Raw genomic sequence first — 17665 nt, 5'->3', positions numbered from 1 at the left:
AAGGTGATGTGAGCGATGGCATCCAGGCCGGCGCCCACCGCGCGGCGCGTCCGTCTCGGCATCGAGCTGCGGAAGTTGCGCGAGAGCGCGCGGATGACGTCCACCGCCGCCGCCCAGCTCCTCGGGACGAGGCCCGGCCAGATCAGCAATATCGAGACAGCCCGGTTCGGGGTGGGCAGTGACCGCGTTCGCGCGATGGCGCACGTCTACGGATGCGAGGACCAGAGCTTCGTCTCCGCCCTGGTGGACATCGCCCAGGAGCGGCAGCGCGGATGGTGGGAGGAGTACCGGGGCATCCTGCCCACCGGACTCCTCGACCTCGCGGAGTTCGAGCACCACGCGACCGGGTTCCGGACCGCGCACACCGCGCATATCCCGGGGCTGTTGCAGACGACGGAGCACGCCCGGGAGATCTACCGACAGGCCGTACCCGAGTTCAATCCTCCGGATGTGGAGCACCGCGTCTCGCACCGGGTCAAGCGGCAGGCGGTCCTGTACCGGGACGCCCCTGCCCCGTACCGGGCGATCATCCATGAGGCCGCCCTGCGCATGCGGTTCGGCGGCGCGGCGGTGGCGCGTGCCCAGTTGGGGCATCTGCTCGCGCTCGGCGAGATGGAGCACGTCTCGATCCGGGTGATCCCCTTCGATGTCGGCTCCTACCCCGGATCCGGCCAGACCGCGTGTTACGGCCAGGGCCCCGTCCCCCAGCTGGACACCGTGCAGCTCGACCAGGCACACGGCGTGGCCTTCCTCGACGCCGAGGCCCAACTGACCCAGTACCGACTGCTCTTCGAGCGGCTGGACACCGTGGCGCTGGGGCATGCCGAGTCGCGAGACTTCATCCACCGGATCGCCAAGAGCCTGTGAAAGGGATACCCGTGCCACAGACCGAGCCCGGTTGGCAGAAATCCTCGTACTGCGCCCAGGGCGAAGCCTGCCTCGGCGTCGCCGCCACCGCGCACCGCACCATCAGCCTCACCGAGTCCGCGGATCCCGCGCGGGCCGTGCTGGTCACCACCCCCGCCGCGTGGGCGGGGTTTCTGCGTTCCCTCAAGGAGAAGGAGACTCCTCACCATGGCTGACACACCCAACCCCACCCCCGCCGCCGCCGATCTCACCTGGGTGCGGGCCACCGCCGAGGGGGAGGAGGACGGGCCGGGGCCCTGGATCGAGGTCGCGGCGGGGGCCGGGGATCTGATCCATCTGCGGGAGACGAGCGACCCGGAGAACATCGTCACCACCAATCAGGTGAAGTGGGACGCGTTCGTGAAGGGCGTCATGGCGGGCGAGTTCGACCACTTCGCCGAGCTGGGCGACGATGACGACGAGAACACGAACAACACCGGCCGGGTCTGATCTGATCTGATCCAGGTATGGACACCACCGCGGAATTCGAGTCGCACCGTCCTCGGCTGCCGGCCGTCGCCTACCGCATGCCCGGGATGGCGGGCGGGGCCGAGGACGTCGTCCAGGACGCGTATCCGCGGTGGAGCGCCGCGGAGCGGGAGACGATCCGGGTGCCCGCCGCCTGACCGACGGTACGGAGATCCCGGCCGCCGCCGTGGTCCGGGCGGCCGGATTCCGCGTACCCGTCCCGGCCCGCGAGGCGGGCATCGCGGTCGACGCGCGCGGGGTGATCACGGTGGACGCGGCGCCGCGGTCGGTCCCGCACCCCGAGGTGTTCGCGGCGGGCGACGCGGCCGGGGCGTACGGAATCGGCGGGCCCCGGCCCGGTTGTCCTGCCGGGCGGGGGCTGCCGATGGGGGGCGCGGGTCGCGGACAACGTCACCACGGCGCCGACCGGGCGGGCGCCCGCGCCGGTGCGCTGTGTCTCCTGGTGCGTCAGCCCCGGGCGCCGGGACGGCCTCGTCCGGTTCACCCGCCCCGACGACAGCCCGGTCGGCGCCGCCCTCACCGGGCCGGCGGCGGCGCGGGTGAAGGAGGCGGTGGCGCCGGGCACGGTGTGGAGCACGCGGCACCCGGGACCGTACCGGCCGGGCCGGGCCGCACAGGAGCCGACCGTACGAACTCCGTTTTGGCAGGGGCCGGTTCGGCGGGCGCCGATCGCGCAGGAGCCAGTCAGGTGGACCCTGGTCCGGTAGGCCCCGTCCCGGCGGGCGGCGATCCGGCCGGAAACAAACCGTCCGGGATTCGCGCGGGACCCGTGGGGGTATCGACCTCGGGCGGAGTGATCTGCGCTACCTACGCGCGTTGCGTGCCGACGGACCGAGAATGGCCGAAAAACATCAGTCCAGGGGCGTTCAGCACATGCCTGCAGCATGTGCTGGGCTCACGAAATCCTTACTCCCTCGGGGGGATTCGGGCACCGAACAAGGGAATTCCCGCACCCCGAACAAGGTCCAGACCTGTCCTAATTCCATGACAATATCGTGGAACGCCTTCCCTTCCTGGACAGTTGAGCCGCATGTGACTCACCAGTAGGGATATTTGCCCCTGTCGCTATCTCCCCAACATTAGGCAAAATAACGGCCACGGAAGCCGCAACGGGATCGACGAACCCCGGATTCAGGGATCGCCGATCCCGAGCGGCTTACCCCCCACACCGAGCCTTGGGAGAAGCCAGTGTCCAGGAAGAAGCGGACGTCCACGAAGTTCCGCGTCACTGCGGTGCTTTCCGCTCTTGCGATCGGTGGTGGGGGTGCGCTGCTGATGATGCCGAACGCCAACGCGGCCGACAGAAGTCCCGAAGAAATCATGGGGCTGTGCAACGACACCGAGAAGCTCAATGGGGTCACCCAGAGCTTCCCCGACATCAGCAAGTCGGCCAGGTCCAGCACCTGCGACTTCGAAGAGACGAACTTCGAGACATTCGACGGGCCGACCGAGAAGGTCACTCCGGAGTTCCCGAACTGCGAGCCCGACGTCAATGAAAACTCGACGGTATCGGTCAACTGGACCCACACCACTGCCCAGAAGAGGGGTACCTACACCTCGATCGACCAGGGCGGTCTCGCCAATGTCTTCGGTGCGCTCGGTGGTTCCTGGTCCAAGCACAAGGGCACCCTCGATCTGAAGACCGAGTCGTCCAGCGCCGGCGACACCTCGGAATTCTCCGTTCCCGCCGGGAAGGTCCTCCACATCGAGTTCACCCCGAAGCTCCAGCGCATGACGGGCAAGTGGAAGGTCCTCATCCAGCATCCCCCGGCCGTCCTCGGCGCCTCGCGCCCCGACGAGAACTACGAGGCGCCCGATGTGGTCGAGGGACCGGTCATCCTGCCGGGTGCCGCAGGCGCCCCGGGGGTCACCGACGGCAAGGTCACACCGGTGTTCGTCGACTGCTGACCTGCGGTTTTCCTGCACACACCGCTCCCCCGACCGCTCCTTCCCCCCACCCCGACCGAGAAGAGATCCCCCCATGGCACGCACCGACGCCCCGCGCTCCCACCGCAGCAAGAAGAAGCGCATCACACTCGTCCTCGCCCCGGTGGCCGCTCTCGCCATCGCCGTTCCGCTGATGAGTTACGCGGGAGCCGCCACCCCGAACGAGGTCTCGGCCGACTGCAAGTCGAACTCGGACAAGCTGAGCAGCTGCGACTTCATCGATGTCGCGTTCAAGGAGAACAGCTTCGGCCCCAATGAGCGGGTCTCCACCGAACTCAACAACTGCGAGAACACCGCTCCGGCCAGAAAGAGCGCCACCATTACCGCAGCCTCCACCCGGACTATTCAGTTCGAGGACGGAACGACCGCGGACGGCAGCTTCGGTCTCGGCGACTCGGTTCTCCAGATCGGACTCAAGTACGCCAGCACGGTCACCAACATCACCGGTACCGACGAGGGCCACTCCGTCACCATCACCAAGAGCGACGAGGTGAAGGCCAACCACATCGGCGTGTACATGTGGTCGGCGAAGCGCCTCGATGTGAGCGGCTATCTCAAGGCCACCTACAAGGATGAGCAGGACGGCCAGCGGGTCTTCTTCTCCCCCAGCGAGGGCGGCAATACCCACCACGTCTTCTATCCGCAGATCCTGACCAACGGAAGCCCTGACGGAAGGCTCTGGCTGCGCAATATCCCGTGCAGCTCGAACGGGGTTCTGAACAGCGTGGCCGAAGCCGGATTCGGCGAGGCCGGCGGCAATATCGTCGACGTGGAAGTGACTCTGGAGAACAGCTGATCGAAAAGCGACAGAGTGAAGAAAGCTCAACACTGAGAGCGGCCTCCCGGGCAGTACACGGGAGGCCGTTCCCATTTCCTTTTCCTCTTACCTCACGCTTCGGTCGGCGATACGAGGGCGCTTCCATGGGCCGTTCGACGGACCACTCAATGGACCGCCGGTCTGCGCGACTTACGAGGGGTGGTTCCCAGCCAGAGCAGAACGGCGTCGGTCCGTCCCCGGGCATCCAACTTGGCGTAGATGGTGCTGAGGTTGTTCCGTACGGTCTTCTCCGTCAGGCTCAGCAGCTCGCCGATCTCCAGTGTGCCGAAACCGCTCGCCAGCAGCTCCATGATCTGACGCTCGCGCGGTGACAGGGCCTCCCGCGACAGCGCCAGGACATCGGGAACGCCGGGGACCATGGCGCCCGGGACCGAGGCATCCCCCAGCGGCGAACCCGTGCGGTTGAGCGCCGCCCAGGCCCGGGGCGAGAGCTGGGTGTGCCGGCCCGCGGTGCCCCAGATCGCCTTGCCGAGAAGGGAGTTCGTGTAGTCGCCGTCGACCAGGTAGCTGGTGGCGCCGAGTCTGAGCACCGACGCGATCTGCTGGGGGTCGTCGCACGGGCTGACGATCAACACCGGCCTGATCCGGTTGCCCATCGCCCTCATCAGCCGGGGGAAGGACCAGCCGGGCTCACGGCAGCGCAGAACCACGACGTGGTACGGGGTCGCCCGCAGGTCCTCGCCGAACGGAGGACGCAGGTGGTACAGCCTGATCCTCTCGTCGTCCGACCAGCCGTGGTCGGGCCAGTCGCGGTGCGACCAGTCCTCGTCCTCACAGGCCAGGGCCGCGTTCACCCAGGTGAGCTGCTTCGTTTCCATGTTGACGCGCCGGGAAGATCTCACTCCACGTGTCCCTCCGACAGAGCAATGCCGCCCCTTGATACGGGGCAAAGCCCTGAAGAGTTCAAATACCCTCGGCCTGTCTGACAGGTTTGCGGAAGAAACGATTCCGAGCGCTCCCGGAGACCCGTCGCCCCGCCCTCACCCCGCCACCACCACCCGACTCCCGTGTCGTGCGGCCCGGTTCACCTCTCGGCGGCAGGATGTCCACATGTGCAACGACCCCCCGGAGCGGGAGCACGAGCCCACCGGGCACGAGCACGGCCCCACCGGGCACGAGCACGGCCCCACCGGGCACGAGCACGGCCCCGAAACCCAGCGCGGGTACGAAACCCAGCGCGGGTACGAACCCCCGCGCCCCCGACCGGGTCGGCACCCCGCAGACCGTGGTGCCGGCCGAGGACCTCACACGGGAGGCGATCCTCAACGGGATCCAGTCTGGGCGCAGTTACATCGCGGAGTCGGCGGCGCTCACCCTGTCCTTCGGCGCCACGGGCGGCCGGGGCGCCCACGCGGGCATCGGGGAGCGGCTGCGGGTCGGCGCGGACGAGCCGGTGACGGTACGCCTCGACGTCACCGGGGCGCCCGGCCGTACGGCCCGCTTCGTCACGGACCGGGGGACGCTGTTCACGGCGGTGCTCCCGGAGTCCGGGACGGGCACGGTCCAGTGGCGTACGACCGCTTCGTACACCACCTACGTACGGGCGGAGGTACGTCATCCCCCGGTGGTCCCGGGGCTGCCGGGGGCGCTGGCCGCGTTCACCAACCCGGTCTTCCTCGGTGAACGCCCCGGCGGATGAGCGGACGGTCACCGGGGAGTGCCGAAGAGGACGCCCCCCGCGCGGGACGGGTCCCGGCGGCCCGTTCCGGCCGCGCCTCCCGCGGGCGCGCCGCCCGCCGGAGACCTACTCGCTGCTGACGCACGGCCTTCGACAAGGCAGACTGTCGAAGGCGATACCGGCAGTAGCGGGGGCAGGGGGAGCTATGGACCGTGACGGCGGGCCGCGCGTACCGGAGCAGCGGATTCCGGCGGTGCAGGGTGACACCGGCTCGCAGAGCCCGTACATCCTGCGCTTCAGCGTGCTCGGACCCGTGCGCGTCCGGCGCGGCGCCGAGCCCCTGCCGTCCGGATCACCGCAGCAACGCGCCCTGCTGGCGGCCCTGTTGCTGCGCGAGGGCCGGACGGCGACCGCCGCCGAGCTGATCGACGCGCTGTGGGGCGAGGAGCCGCCGACACGGGCGCTGGCCGCCGTACGGACGTACGCCTCACGGCTGCGCAAGGTGCTCGGGCCCGGCGTGCTCGTCAGCGAGTCCGGCGGCTACGCCCTGCGCGCCGGGCCGGACGCCCTCGACCTCTCCGTGGCGCAGGAGCTGGCCGCCGGGGCGGAGAAGGCCCGCGCCGCCGGGGACCGCCACGGCGCCCGGAGCCTGATCAACAAGTCGCTGGGACTGTGGGACGGCGAGGCACTGGCCTCCGTACCCGGTCCGTACGCCGAGAACCAGCGCACCCGGCTGGAGGAGTGGCGGCTCCAGCTCACCGAGGTCCGGCTCGACATGGACCTGGAAGTCGGAAGCCATGCGGAGGCCGTCTCCGAGCTGACCGCGCTGACCGCCGCGCACCCGCTGCGCGAACGGCTGCGCGAGCTGCTGATGGTCGCCCTCTACCGCAGCGGACGGCAGGCGGAGGCGCTCGCCGTGTACGCGGACACGCGCCGCCTCCTCGCCGACGAGCTGGGCGTCGACCCGCGCCCCGAGCTGTCCCGGCTCCAGCAGCGCATCCTGCGGGCCGACGCCGAGCTGGCCGGGCCCGCCGAGGCGAACCCCCCGGCGGGCGCCTTCACCCGCCCGGCGCAACTCCCGGCGACGGTCCCCGACTTCACGGGACGCGGGTCCTTCGTACGGGAGCTGGGCGAACGGCTGGCCGCCGGCGACGGAGCCGTGATGGCGGTCTCGGCGCTCGCGGGCATCGGCGGTGTCGGCAAGACGACCCTCGCCGTGCACGTCGCGCACACCGCACGCGCGCACTTCCCGGACGGCCAGCTGTACGCGGACCTCCAGGGCGCGGGCAGCGTCGCGGTGGAGCCGGAGACGGTGCTCGGCTCGTTCCTGCGCTCGCTCGGCCTGCCCGACACCGCGATCCCCGACTCGCTGGAGGACCGCTCCGCGCTCTACCGCTCCACGCTGGACGGCAGGCGCGTCCTCGTCCTGCTCGACAACGCGCGCGACGCCGCGCAGATCCGCCCGCTGCTGCCCGGCACGGCCGGCTGCGTGGCACTGGTCACCAGCCGCGTCCGGATGGTCGACCTGGCGGGCGCGCACCTCGTCGACCTCGACGTGATGTCGCCCGAGGAGGCCCTCCAGCTCTTCACCCACATCGTCGGCCGGGAGCGCGTCACCCCCGAACGCGAGGCGGCGCTCGACGTCGTCGCCGCGTGCGGCTTCCTCCCGCTGGCGATCCGGATCGCCGCGTCCCGCCTCGCCGCGCGCCGCACCTGGACGGTCTCGGTCCTCGCGGCGAAACTCGCCGACGAACGCCGCCGCCTCGACGAACTCCAGGCGGGCGACCTCGCCGTCAAGGCCACCTTCGAACTCGGCTACGGCGCCCTGGAACCGCCCCAGGCCCGCGCCTTCCGCCTGCTCGGCCTCGCGGACGGCCCCGACCTCTCCCTCGCGGCCGCCGCCACCCTCCTCGACCTGCCGCTCCAGGAGGTCGAGGAGCTGCTGGAGTCACTGGTCGACACCTCCCTCCTGGAATCCGCCGCGCCGGGCCGCTACCGCTACCACGACCTCGTACGCCTCTACGCGCGTTCCTGCGCCGAACGCGACGAACGCCCCCTGTCCGAACGGGAGGCCGCGCTCTCCCGGCTGCTGGACTTCTATCTGGCCTCGGCGGCGCGCGTGTACGCGATCGAGCGCCCCGGCGACAGCCTGGTCGACCACCTGGAGCCCACCTCGTACGGCGGACTGGCCTTCGCCGACCGCCAGACCGCCCTGGACTGGCTCTACACCGAGGCCAACTGCCTGCTGGCCTGCGCCCAGCAGGCGTCGGGCGGCGGCCAGCTGCGCCGGGCCGTCGACCTGCTCTGGGCCGCGAAGGACCTCGCCGAGTCGGGCGCCAACGCCAAGCAGTACGAATCCGCCGCGCGGTCCGCGCGCGAGGCCGCCCGGACCATGGGCGACCACCACGCCGAGGGCCGTGCCCGTACGACACTCGCCAACGTCCACCTGGTGGCGGGCCGTTACCACGAGGCCGACGACGAGGCCCGGCAGGCCGCGCTGCTGGCACGGGCCGCCGGGGACCCCGCGCCGATCCCCTGGGCCGACAACGACCGGGGCATCGCCGCCATCTACCAGGGCCGCTACAAGGAGGCGGAGACCTACCTGCTCCGGGCCATCGAGGCATCCCGCGCCGACGGGAACCGGCCGCGCGAGGCCAGCGCCCTGTGCAACCTCTCCCGCCTCCAGATCTTCCTCGGCCGCCCCACCGAGGCCATCGCCTTCGCCCAGCAGGGCCTGCACATCTACGACCGCATAGGGCTGCCCCTGCGCCTCGCGAACGCCCGCTACGCGCTGGGCGTGGCCCTCACCCACGCGGGCAGGTACGAAGAGGCGCTGGAGCAGCTCGAAGAGGCGTTCACCAACTTCGGCAAGAACCGGCAGCGCCTCTGGGAGGGCACCGCGCTCTTCCGGATGGCCGAGGCCCACCTCTCCGCCCGCAGACCCGCCCGCGCCGCCCGCCACGCCGAACAGGCCCTCGCCTCCGGCTGCATCGGCGGCGACCGTATCCGGGCCGGCGTGCTGACCGTACTGGGCAGGTCGCTCTCCGCCCTCGGCCAGACCGGCCGCGCGCAGGTCTGCTGGCAGGAGGCGCTGACGCTGTACGAGGAGTGCGGAGCCAGGGAGGCCGAGGACGTCCGGGGCCTCCTCACCCCGCTCAGCGCGGCGTGAGAGCCCGCGCACCGGGGCGTTCATCGATTGTTTATGCCCACCGGCCATGCTCGGGTCATCGATCCGTCGCGTCGGGGGGCAGACAGATCGCAGGGGGAGCACCGCAGTGCGCGTGAGTCTCTCCCGTTCCCTGTCGGCGGCACCCGGGGGAGCCGCCGACAGGGATCCCTCCACCACCAGCGCCACCGCTCAACCAACGGGAGACGAGCCATGACCGTAGAGAACGCCGAAGAGCTGAGGACCATGGACAACCACGCCCCGGCCCCACCGGCCGACGGCCCGGTGCCCCCTCCGGCCGGCGGAACCCTCAAGAGCATGGACAACCACGCGCCCGCCCCGCCCGTCGACGGCCCGGTGACACGCCCGGTGGACGAGCTCCTCAAGACGATGGACAACCACGCCCCGGCGCCCAGGCCCTGAACCTGAGCCCTGAACCACCTTTCACGACGGGGAGCGACCGCGGCGGCGCGGAGGGGGAGCCGCCGCGGTCGCGGTATGCCGGGGGTTGGGGACGGGTGAGCGGCTGCGGCGGTCGTGGGCCGTCGGGCTACTGTCCGTAGGCCCATGCACGGCCGGTCTGCCGGTACTCCTCCACCGGAATGGGTTCGACGCCGGTCCGCATCCGGGCGGAGTAGAGGAGACCGTCAAGGTGGTCGATCTCGTGGTGGACCAGCCGGGCGAGGCCCCGTTCGTAGACGGTGGTGACGATCTCGCCGTCCGGCGACGTGGTCTCCACCGTGATCCGCAGCGGGCGGGGCACCAGCCCACGCACATCGAAGAAGGACAGACACCCCTCGAACTGCTCGTCCGTCTCATCGGAGCACTCAGTGACGCGGGGGTTGAGCAGAACGATCGCTGGGGCACCGGGCTCGGCGGGCCGGACGACGGCGACGGCGCGACCGATGCCGATCTGCGGTGCAGCGATCCCCATGCCCTTGGCGAAGGGATGGACCTGGCCGATGCGCTCCATCGAGGAGAACAGCTTCTCGACAACCTGCTCGGCCGCCTCCCGCTCGACGGGCAGGTCGAACAAGCGGGCGGGCTCGGCAAGGACGGGGGCGCCGTACTGCACGACGCCAAGGTCGCGCATCTGCTCGCTGGGCCGCACCTGGATCACCTGAACTTCCCTTGGGTCGTACCGTGTTCGGGACTCGCCCGGAACCGCCATTCCAGACGGTACCTGGCATGGACCGCCGGTGTGGATGTCGTCCAGGAGAAGACGCGGATCGCGCCCTCCTCACGCCGGATCGGGGCCGTTCGCAACGGCGCGGCCTCTGCGGACATGGACGTTTCGGTGCCCCACACCACCGGGTCCAGCTCAGCGGGAAAGGCGAGTTCTACTTCCAGGTGCCCGGTCGGGAGACGGACCGCGCGCTGGAACCATCGGCCCCACTTCTCGTCACCAACCGAGTACTCGTACTCGATCCACACGGACTCGCCCGGATACAGCGGGAAGCGGCCCTGGTCGTTCTCGAAGAGAAGCCACACTTCCTTGAACGCGTCACGGTCATGCTTGGCCTGCCAGTGCATCGCCTCCCCGCGGCAAGTCGCCGCCAGCGCGAGCTCGTCCCAGGTCAGCGGATACTCGCGGTAGTGGGCGTTGGAGCGCTCCGGCTCGCCGGGGTAGCGGTCGACACTGATACGAATCAGGTAGCGGGTAATCGGCTCGCTGCCGGTGTTCCGCAGTAGTCGACGCATCGTCAGCCGGTAGCACCTGCCGTCGTAGTCGAGGCGGGCTGCATCGTGCTCGACGATGATCGCCGCCCCGGTCGCGTACGGCTGCTCGGCCTTCCTGGGCGCCAGCGGGGTTGTGGTCCGGCTGGTGCGGACCTTGGCAGCCTCGTAGTCCAACCAGCGCTTCCAGATGGCCTTGCCCGGGTTCAGGGTCTCCTCCACGCGGCGGGCGAAGTCCTCGGTCGGCTTGTGCCGCCCGGACTCCACGTGACTCACGTAGGAGGGATCGAAACCCATCCTCGCGGCGAGCTCTCTCTTGGGCAGCCCCCGCACCTCTCGCCAGTAGGCGACCTCCGCCGCGAACGCCGCAGCGGCCTGCTCCACCGTGATGGCGTCATCCTGTGCGCCCATCAAACCCCGCCCCGGCTACCGCTTGAGATGAATGAACCGTGAGTGATCTCAATTCACCATTCTGTCACGGACCCTAGTGCCAGTTTCCTTCCTTTACCGGCCCGGGTCGCCCCCAAGCCATCGTTCGCGGTTTGGAGAGAAGAGGGATGGCAAAGGAGTGACACCGCCCGCACACCCGTCGGCCCAGTGCCGATACGCCGTATCACCCAGAGCAGAGGAGACGCCGTGTTTCTCCCCCTTCCCGTGATCGAGCAGCTGACCCCGGAGCAGGTGACCAGCTGGGAACTCCACTTCGCCGGTGACGGCCACGAGCGGCCCCGAAGCATCGAAGAGGGCATCTGGCGTCGCACCCAGGAGAGGACAAACGCCGAGCAATCCGGCTGGAACCAGGACAGCTCCGGCCGCCGCCGCATTGTGCACTATCGGTACCAGTACGGCCTGGACTACACCTTCCCGGTGCCGCGACTCGTACTGATGGACCTGTACCTGTTCCACTCGCTCACCGCGCCCGCCCCCGAGATCGACGCCTACCTGAACAACCTGGACGCTTGGCTGAGGGAGGGCCGCTGGCGGCAGAAGCCGGACGGCTGCTGGGCCAAGGGCGACCTGCGGGTCACCCTCGCCGAGTACGACGAGCACCCACAGGATGAGCGGGCCGGCCGGGACACGCCCGACGGCTTCCGGTCGGTCGACGTCTGCTTCATCAGCGAGGACTTCAAAGTCCCCCGCACGGTACGGAACCTGCCGTGGGACGTGCTGGCCGGCGGCATCCGCGTCAAGGAGCACCGCGGCGAACCCACGATCGCCGAGAACCTGGCGCCGCTGCTGGACTTCCTGCCGTTCCAGGTCGAGGTCGGCTGCGGCACCTCGATCGAGGCGGGCATCCCGCCGCTGCACTATCTGCACGAGGTCTACCGGGTGACTGCGCGCAGGGACAACAGCCTCACCCAGTCCCACGCCTTCACCATGAGCCCGGTCTCGGACATGCTGGTACGGGAGATGCTGCTCGGCGCGGAGCTCAAGGCTCCGGACCTGGTGGCGATGTTCCGGGCCTGCTTCCTCGCGGAGCCGACATCCGCGCACCGGGCGCTGAAGGCAATGTACGACGCCGGACACATGGTCGGTCCGGTGATCACGCACAACTTCGACGTGCTGTCGGCGCGGGTCGGCCTGCCGGAGTTGTTCGTGCGCCGGTACGACCAGAAGATCCCGCCCGTCCCACTGCTCCCCAAGGCGAAAGCGCTGCTGGTGATCGGGCTGCACGCGGACCGACGGGCGGTCCAGGAACGAGCCCGCCGGAAGGGGATGCGGATCTTCTTCGTGGATCCCGAGGGTCTTCAGGAGAACGGCGTCTTCAAGGAGTACCCGATCGAAGGAGCTCGCGAGGGGGACATCCTGGTCCGCCAGCAGGCGATTCCCGCGCTTGAGCAGCTGTGCGAGTTGCTCGGCACCGTCATCTGAGCAACCCCACAGGAACCGTCCAGAGCCCACCCTCGTAGCGCGATAGCGTCTTGGGGCGCACCCGCAGTGCGCCCCAAGACGCCAATCTATCCAAGGACATTGAACCTCATGCGTGTATCCGTGATCGGCTGCGGCCACCTCGGTGCCCCCCATGCCGCCGCGATGGCCGAGCTGGGCCACGAGGTCATCGGCATCGAGCTGGACCTCGAGAAGTGCCTCGCCCTCAACAGCGGTACCTCGTATTTCTACGAGGCGGGCTTGGACGACCTGCTGGCCAAGCACACCGCTGGCGGTCGGTTGCGGTTCACCACCGACCTGACCGAAGCAGCAGAATTCGCTGACCTGCACTTCCTCGCGGTTGGCACCCCTTTGCGCGAGGACGGCCGAGGGTACGACGTCGAGCAGGTCGTCGGCGCGGTCAAGGCCCTGGTGCCGCTGCTGCGGCGCCCATGCACGATCGTCGGTAAAAGCACCGTGACGGTGGGCACCGTCGCCCGACTGCGGGAGATCACGGACAGCGCGACGATCGAGGGCATCGAGCTGGTGTGGAATCCGGAGTTCCTGCGTGAGGGGCACGCCGTCGAGGACAGCCTGTTCCCCGACCGGATCCTGGCCGGCCTGTCCTCGGGCACAGCCCGTGCCGCGATCGAGGAGGTGTACGCGCCGATCCTGGCGCGCGGCGACGTGAAACTGATCGTCACCGACCCCACCACGGCCGAGGTCGCCAAGTCCGCCGCGAATGCCTTCCTCGCCGCGAAGATTTCCTACATCAACGCGATGGCCGAGGTCTGCGAGATCACCGGCGCGGACGTCAACCAAGTCGCATACGTAATGGGCGTCGACAAGCGAATCGGCCACGGCGCACTGCGGCCCGGCATCGGCTACGGCGGCGGCTGCCTGCCCAAGGACGTCGGGGCGTTCACGTTCCGGATCGGCGAGTTGGGCGCCACGAACGCGGCTGCCCTGCTGGAAGCCGTCGGCGCAGTGAACCGCAGCCGCCTGGACGCCGCCGTCGACCTGGTCGAGTGCGCAGCCGCAGGCCACCTGCACGGCACTACCATCGGCTTCCTCGGGGCCTCGTTCAAGGCCGGCACCAGCGACGTGCGGGACTCCCCGGCATTGCGCCTGGCCGAGCGCCTGCATCAGCGCGGCGCCATCGTGGTCATCTACGACCCGGAGTCCGTCGAGGCCGCACGACGTCTGCACCCGCAGTTCAAGTACGCGCACAGCGCCACAGCGGCCCTTGTCGGTGCCGACATCACGGTGCTCGGCACCGAATGGCCCGAGTTCACCCAGGACCCGAAGCTGCCCATCGACGCGGCGGACACCGTGAAGAACAGGATCCTGGTCGACGTGCGCAACGCCGTCGCGGCGGATCCTTGGCTCAAAGCCGGGTGGCAGGTCTGGCAACTCGGCCGACCCGTCCAACACTCGCAGGTGTAACCCGCTTTTCCAGCAAGTCTGTTGGGCAGGCCATACAGATCGGAGAGTCACAAGGACGAAATATGTACGAAGATCCAGGAGCTCCGGGCAGGACGAGAGGCGCAGTGACGCCCCAGACCCAGCCATGGAATTGCTACTGGCGACCAAGGTCTCCGCAGATGCGAACGAGGCCACAGAACTGTTCCGGCGGATGAACGGCTGGGACACCGACGGTCACCTGACGGCAATGCTGTCCGAGGTCCAGAACGAGCTGTGCGCGGCCATCGTGGCCGGCGTGGTCGCCTTGGACAGGTTTTCGCCCGATGGTGGAGCTCGCGAGCAGTGGCAGCGGTACCTGGACTGCGGATACCGGCGGGCCGAGTTTGGAGAACGCTGCCTCGGCCTGGCCACGACTGCCGCGACGGCGTCTCAGGATTCCGGCGAGAGCCCGGGGCGCATGAACTCCCGACAACGCCCGCCGCGCGCCCGCGAGGTGCGGGAACACGCCCCGGCCGTCAGCTGTCCAGTACCGCGACCGCCTCGCAGTCGCGTACGCGGGTCACCTTGCGGGGGGTGTCCATCGGGATCTGGAGGGTGCGGGTCTCGCCGCCCGCCAGGGCTACGTCCTGCTCGGCGGAGTCGACGACCCGGCCCGCCGCGTCCCGGAAGGTCACGTCGACCTCGTAGACGCCCATCGGGCCCTGGTCGGCCTCCACGCGTACGGTCGCGTAGGTGACCGCCTTGCGCTTGCCCTTCGCCTTGCGGACGCAGGTGATGACGCGGGCCTCCACGCCGTCCGTGGTGGAGGTCGGGGCGGTGGTGTACGTCGAGCCGCCGCCGGTGGAGCCGGAGTCGGAGCCGGAGTCGTCATCGTGGTGCGAGACGGCGCCCGCGCCCGAGTACGCGCCGTTGTTCTTCTTCGAGTTGGAGCAGCCTCCGCCACTGCTGCCGCTGCCGCTACTGCTCGATCCCTTGCCCCGGCTTCCGCCGCTCTTGCCCTTCGACGACTGGAAGCCCGTCAGGGCCAGGACCACCGCGAGCAGTACCACCGTGAACTTCAGACGTCTGCGTATCAAGTCGATTCACTCCCCCGTTGTGTCCATGGACCGCGTGCCCATGGACCTGGCCATCGCGTGCGACAGCCCTGATCGCTGATCACTCCGCTGGCGTTGACGCCGTGTTCAGGGTCGCCGGTTGCGTACACCGGTACGTACGTACGGGCCTACCGGCCGCCGCGGCCCGTCGCCGTGCCCTTCACCGCGTCCAGCGCGTACACGCACCGGTCCTTGCTGCACGCGTACACCACGCCCCGGCGGGCCACCGGGGAGCCCGTGATCTCGCCGCCCGTCGCGAGCTTCCAGCGGAGCTGGCCGCCGCTCGCGTCCAGGGTGTAGAGGACGTGGTCGGCCGAGCCGAAGTGCAGGCGGCCGTCCGCGACGACCGGGGTGCCGATGACCTCGCCGCCCGCGGCGAAGCGCCACTTGGGGGTGCCGGTCACCGCGTCCAGGGTGTAGAGCGCGCTGCCGCTGCCGACATGGACGTTGCCGTCGGCGACCAGCACCGGTTCGATCGACTGGCGGGACTCCGTCGCGATCCGCCAGCGGTCCTTGCCGGTGGCGGCGTCCAGCGCGTACACCGTACCGAGGTAGTCGGCGAGGTAGACCCCGCCGCCGGTGACGGCCGGGCCCGGTGCGAAGGCGGGCGGGGAGAGGAAGACCGCGGGCGCCTCGAAGTGCCAGCGCACATGGCCGCTCCCGAGGTCGACGGAGAGCACGCGCGAACCGGCCGAGACGTACAGCCGGCCGTCCGTGCCCGGACTCACCCGGACGGGCACCCCGCCGCAGGAGGCGGCGTCGCCGATGGGGTACGACCACAGCTCGGTGCCGGTACGGGCGTCCAGCGCCTGGAGCCGGGCGTCCTTCCATACGTACACCGTGCCGTCGAAGACCGCGGGACCGGCCTCCGGCGTCTCGAAGTCCGTCTGCGCCCCGGTGATCTCCCACAGCTTCTCGCCGTTGGACGCCTCCCACGCCTGGACCCCGCCGCCGCGCGTGCCGATGACGACGGTGCCCCGGTCGACGCGGATCGAGTACACCCAGGCGTCTGTCTGGAGGCGCCACAGCTCGCTGCCGTCGAGGCTGTCGAGCGCGTACAGCGTCGGGCCGTCCGAGGCGTGGATACGGCCGCCGGAGACGGCCATCGCCCAGGCCACGTCCCGGGTCTTGAACTGGCGCCGCCCGCTGCCCACATCGAGCGCGTGGACCTCGAAGGAGGTGACGTACAGCAGATCGCCGTCGACGACCGGCGTCCCCCAGACGTCGTTGGACATCCGGAACCGCCACGGCCGCCAGTGGCCGCCGCCCGCCGCCGCGTCCGGCGGCCGGGTGGGCGCGGGCACCGGCGGGACGGCGGGGGCGGGGAGCGCGCTGGTCGGCGCCTCTCCCCCGGCCACCCCGGCGGGCGGGCGGATCCAGCCGGTGGCGGGCCCGGCGTCGGCGTCCGCGTGGCCGCGCGCCGCCACGCCCCGGGGCCCGGGACCGATCGGGACCGGCGAGCCGGGCAGTTGGACCGGGCCGCCCGGGGCCGCCCCCGGCGGGGCGGGCGGCGGCGGCGAGTGCGGGGACCCGGCGGCGGCCCCGGCGGGCGCCTCGGCCCTGCCCCCGCCGTGGCGGCCCGGCTGCTGTACGCCGCGACGGGCGCCGTCGGGGCGCCACGCGGCGTCCCAGTCGGGGGCGCGCGCGGGCCTCGGCGGCTGGTCACGGGGTTGCGGCGGTACGGGCGGGGAGGTGTCCGCCGGGCGGGCGCCGCCCGGGCCCCGGCCGGTGTCCGCCGGGCGGGCGCCGCCCGGGCCCCGGCCCCCGGCGCGGCGGCGCTCGATCATCTCGACGGCGTCGTCCGGCAGCCAGGCCGACGCCGTACCGCTGTCGTCGCCGCCCGAGGCGAAGAGATGCGGGGCCAGCTGGGCCTGGAGGTCGGCGGGCGAGGGGCGCAGCGTGGCGTCCATCTGCATGCAGGACTCGATGAGGGGCCGCAGCTCCTCCGGCAGCCCCTCCAGGTCGGGGCCCTCGCGCAGCAGCATGAAGACCGTCTCGACCGGGTTCGCCCCGTGGAAGGGGGCGTGGCCCGTCGCGGCGAACACCAGCGTCGAGCCGAGCGAGAAGATATCGCTGGCGCCCGTCACACTGCGCGAGTCGCGCGCCTGCTCGGGCGACATGTACGCGGGGGTGCCCACCGCGACATTGGTCATGGTCAGCCGGGTGTTGGAGGAACCGGAGGCGATACCGAAGTCGATGACGCGCGGCCCGTCCTCCACCACCAGGACGTTCGACGGCTTGAGGTCGCGGTGGACGAGACTCGCGCCGTGGATCGACTGGAGCGCCTCGGCGATCCCCGCCGCCAGCCAGCGCACTGCCTGGGCGGGCATCGGCCCGCACTCATTCACTATTTCCTCGAGGGAGGGGGCGGGCACATAGGCGGTCGCCAGCCAGGGCACGGCGGCCCTCGGATCGGCGTCCACCACCGCGGCCGTGTAGAACCCGCTGACCGCTCGGGCGGCCTCCACCTCACGGGTGAAGCGGACCCGGAAGAGCTGATCCTCGGCCAGCTCGGTCCGTACGGTCTTGATCGCCACCCGGCGGCCCGACGCCGAGCGCGCGAGATAGACCAGCCCCATGCCGCCGGCTCCGAGCCGCATCAGCACCTCGAAAGGGCCGATCCGCCTCGGGTCGTG

General features: G+C 70.5%; 16 protein-coding genes and 1 pseudogene. 12 read left to right on the top strand and 5 right to left on the bottom strand.

Annotated features, from left to right (window positions below):
* The first annotated feature begins 15 nt into the window (after positions 1 to 15).
* From ACIP8W_RS19485 to ACIP8W_RS19455, 7 genes are all read left to right on the top strand, one after another.
* Complete coding sequence (locus tag ACIP8W_RS19485; protein WP_401950878.1) at positions 16 to 867, top strand: Scr1 family TA system antitoxin-like transcriptional regulator; 852 nt, start codon at positions 16 to 18, stop codon at positions 865 to 867.
* Positions 868 to 878: 11 nt separating this feature from the next.
* The gene (locus ACIP8W_RS19480) at positions 879 to 1082 is read left to right on the top strand and encodes a DUF397 domain-containing protein (protein ID WP_401950876.1); all 204 of its coding nucleotides are present in this window, start codon (positions 879 to 881) and stop codon (positions 1080 to 1082) included.
* Positions 1075 to 1356: a DUF397 domain-containing protein gene (locus tag ACIP8W_RS19475; protein WP_402149094.1), complete on the top strand. Its 282-nt coding sequence runs from the start codon at positions 1075 to 1077 to the stop codon at positions 1354 to 1356. The genes ACIP8W_RS19480 and ACIP8W_RS19475 overlap by 8 nt, the downstream gene beginning before the upstream one ends.
* A 17-nt stretch (positions 1357 to 1373) precedes the next feature.
* Positions 1374 to 1532 carry a hypothetical protein gene (locus ACIP8W_RS19470; protein ID WP_402149092.1) on the top strand — a complete coding sequence of 53 codons (159 nt, stop codon included), beginning with the start codon at positions 1374 to 1376 and terminating at the stop codon, positions 1530 to 1532.
* On the top strand, positions 1487 to 2383 hold the full coding sequence (locus ACIP8W_RS19465; protein WP_402203819.1) for an FAD-dependent oxidoreductase: 897 nt from the start codon (positions 1487 to 1489) through the stop codon (positions 2381 to 2383). Before ACIP8W_RS19470 ends, ACIP8W_RS19465 begins: the two co-directional genes overlap by 46 nt.
* A gap of 200 nt (positions 2384 to 2583) precedes the next feature.
* The gene (locus ACIP8W_RS19460; RefSeq protein ID WP_402149089.1) at positions 2584 to 3303 is read left to right on the top strand and encodes a hypothetical protein; all 720 of its coding nucleotides are present in this window, start codon (positions 2584 to 2586) and stop codon (positions 3301 to 3303) included.
* Between the two features lie 73 nt (positions 3304 to 3376).
* Positions 3377 to 4138 (top strand): hypothetical protein, encoded by a 762-nt coding sequence (locus tag ACIP8W_RS19455; RefSeq protein WP_401950863.1) that lies wholly within the window; start codon positions 3377 to 3379, stop codon positions 4136 to 4138.
* A 146-nt stretch (positions 4139 to 4284) separates the two neighbouring features.
* On the opposite strand, the gene ACIP8W_RS19450 is transcribed toward ACIP8W_RS19455, so the two are convergent.
* The gene (locus ACIP8W_RS19450; RefSeq protein ID WP_402203817.1) at positions 4285 to 4998 is read right to left on the bottom strand and encodes a LuxR C-terminal-related transcriptional regulator; all 714 of its coding nucleotides are present in this window, start codon (positions 4996 to 4998) and stop codon (positions 4285 to 4287) included.
* 374 nt (positions 4999 to 5372) lie between these two features.
* On the opposite strand from ACIP8W_RS19450, the pseudogene ACIP8W_RS19445 reads away from it, so the two are divergent.
* From ACIP8W_RS19445 to ACIP8W_RS19435, 3 genes and pseudogenes are all read left to right on the top strand, one after another.
* Positions 5373 to 5819, top strand: a pseudogene (locus tag ACIP8W_RS19445) (phosphoesterase); the annotation flags it as partial.
* Between the two features lie 184 nt (positions 5820 to 6003).
* Positions 6004 to 8967, top strand: coding sequence for an AfsR/SARP family transcriptional regulator (locus ACIP8W_RS19440; protein WP_402203815.1), 2964 nt, complete (start codon positions 6004 to 6006; stop codon positions 8965 to 8967).
* 210 nt (positions 8968 to 9177) lie between these two features.
* Entirely contained in the window at positions 9178 to 9387 is a 210-nt protein-coding gene (locus tag ACIP8W_RS19435; RefSeq protein WP_401950855.1) for a hypothetical protein, read from the top strand.
* Positions 9388 to 9514: 127 nt separating this feature from the next.
* On the opposite strand, the gene ACIP8W_RS19430 is transcribed toward ACIP8W_RS19435, so the two are convergent.
* Both ACIP8W_RS19430 and ACIP8W_RS19425 read right to left on the bottom strand, forming a co-directional pair.
* Positions 9515 to 10084, bottom strand: coding sequence for a peptide deformylase (locus ACIP8W_RS19430; RefSeq protein ID WP_401950852.1), 570 nt, complete (start codon positions 10082 to 10084; stop codon positions 9515 to 9517).
* Positions 10081 to 11052: a multiprotein-bridging factor 1 family protein gene (locus ACIP8W_RS19425; protein WP_402203813.1), complete on the bottom strand. Its 972-nt coding sequence runs from the start codon at positions 11050 to 11052 to the stop codon at positions 10081 to 10083. The genes ACIP8W_RS19430 and ACIP8W_RS19425 overlap by 4 nt, the downstream gene beginning before the upstream one ends.
* 225 nt (positions 11053 to 11277) lie before the next feature.
* On the opposite strand from ACIP8W_RS19425, the gene ACIP8W_RS19420 reads away from it, so the two are divergent.
* Both ACIP8W_RS19420 and ACIP8W_RS19415 read left to right on the top strand, forming a co-directional pair.
* Positions 11278 to 12513: a hypothetical protein gene (locus ACIP8W_RS19420; protein WP_402203811.1), complete on the top strand. Its 1236-nt coding sequence runs from the start codon at positions 11278 to 11280 to the stop codon at positions 12511 to 12513.
* A gap of 108 nt (positions 12514 to 12621) precedes the next feature.
* Positions 12622 to 13956 carry a UDP-glucose dehydrogenase family protein gene (locus tag ACIP8W_RS19415; RefSeq protein WP_402203839.1) on the top strand — a complete coding sequence of 445 codons (1335 nt, stop codon included), beginning with the start codon at positions 12622 to 12624 and terminating at the stop codon, positions 13954 to 13956.
* Between the two features lie 494 nt (positions 13957 to 14450).
* Here ACIP8W_RS19415 and ACIP8W_RS19410 read toward each other — a convergent pair whose 3' ends face one another.
* Together ACIP8W_RS19410 and ACIP8W_RS19405 are read right to left on the bottom strand one after the other, a co-directional pair.
* Positions 14451 to 15011, bottom strand: a complete 561-nt coding sequence (locus ACIP8W_RS19410; protein WP_402203809.1) for a hypothetical protein — start codon at positions 15009 to 15011, stop codon at positions 14451 to 14453.
* A gap of 146 nt (positions 15012 to 15157) precedes the next feature.
* Positions 15158 to 17629: a PQQ-binding-like beta-propeller repeat protein gene (locus ACIP8W_RS19405; protein ID WP_401951298.1), complete on the bottom strand. Its 2472-nt coding sequence runs from the start codon at positions 17627 to 17629 to the stop codon at positions 15158 to 15160.
* Positions 17630 to 17665: the final 36 nt, after the last annotated feature.

Source organism: Streptomyces sp. NPDC088554, assembly GCF_044752945.1.
In the GTDB taxonomy this organism is placed as follows: Bacteria; Actinomycetota; Actinomycetes; order Streptomycetales; family Streptomycetaceae; genus Streptomyces.
This window is presented reverse-complemented; position numbering and strand designations above follow the sequence as displayed.

What these genes read in the sequence shown, in the direction of transcription:
- ACIP8W_RS19440 (WP_402203815.1), top strand. Translation starts at nt 6,004, where the DNA reads ATGGACCGTGACGGCGGGCCGCGCGTACCGGAGCAGCGGATTCCGGCG.
- ACIP8W_RS19405 (WP_401951298.1), bottom strand. Translation starts at nt 17,629, where the DNA reads ATGCGGCTCGGAGCCGGCGGCATGGGGCTGGTCTATCTCGCGCGCTCG.
- ACIP8W_RS19455 (WP_401950863.1), top strand. Translation starts at nt 3,377, where the DNA reads ATGGCACGCACCGACGCCCCGCGCTCCCACCGCAGCAAGAAGAAGCGC.
- ACIP8W_RS19450 (WP_402203817.1), bottom strand. Translation starts at nt 4,998, where the DNA reads ATGGAAACGAAGCAGCTCACCTGGGTGAACGCGGCCCTGGCCTGTGAG.
- ACIP8W_RS19485 (WP_401950878.1), top strand. Translation starts at nt 16, where the DNA reads ATGGCATCCAGGCCGGCGCCCACCGCGCGGCGCGTCCGTCTCGGCATC.
- ACIP8W_RS19425 (WP_402203813.1), bottom strand. Translation starts at nt 11,052, where the DNA reads ATGGGCGCACAGGATGACGCCATCACGGTGGAGCAGGCCGCTGCGGCG.
- ACIP8W_RS19475 (WP_402149094.1), top strand. Translation starts at nt 1,075, where the DNA reads ATGGCTGACACACCCAACCCCACCCCCGCCGCCGCCGATCTCACCTGG.
- ACIP8W_RS19415 (WP_402203839.1), top strand. Translation starts at nt 12,622, where the DNA reads ATGCGTGTATCCGTGATCGGCTGCGGCCACCTCGGTGCCCCCCATGCC.
- ACIP8W_RS19470 (WP_402149092.1), top strand. Translation starts at nt 1,374, where the DNA reads ATGGACACCACCGCGGAATTCGAGTCGCACCGTCCTCGGCTGCCGGCC.
- ACIP8W_RS19435 (WP_401950855.1), top strand. Translation starts at nt 9,178, where the DNA reads ATGACCGTAGAGAACGCCGAAGAGCTGAGGACCATGGACAACCACGCC.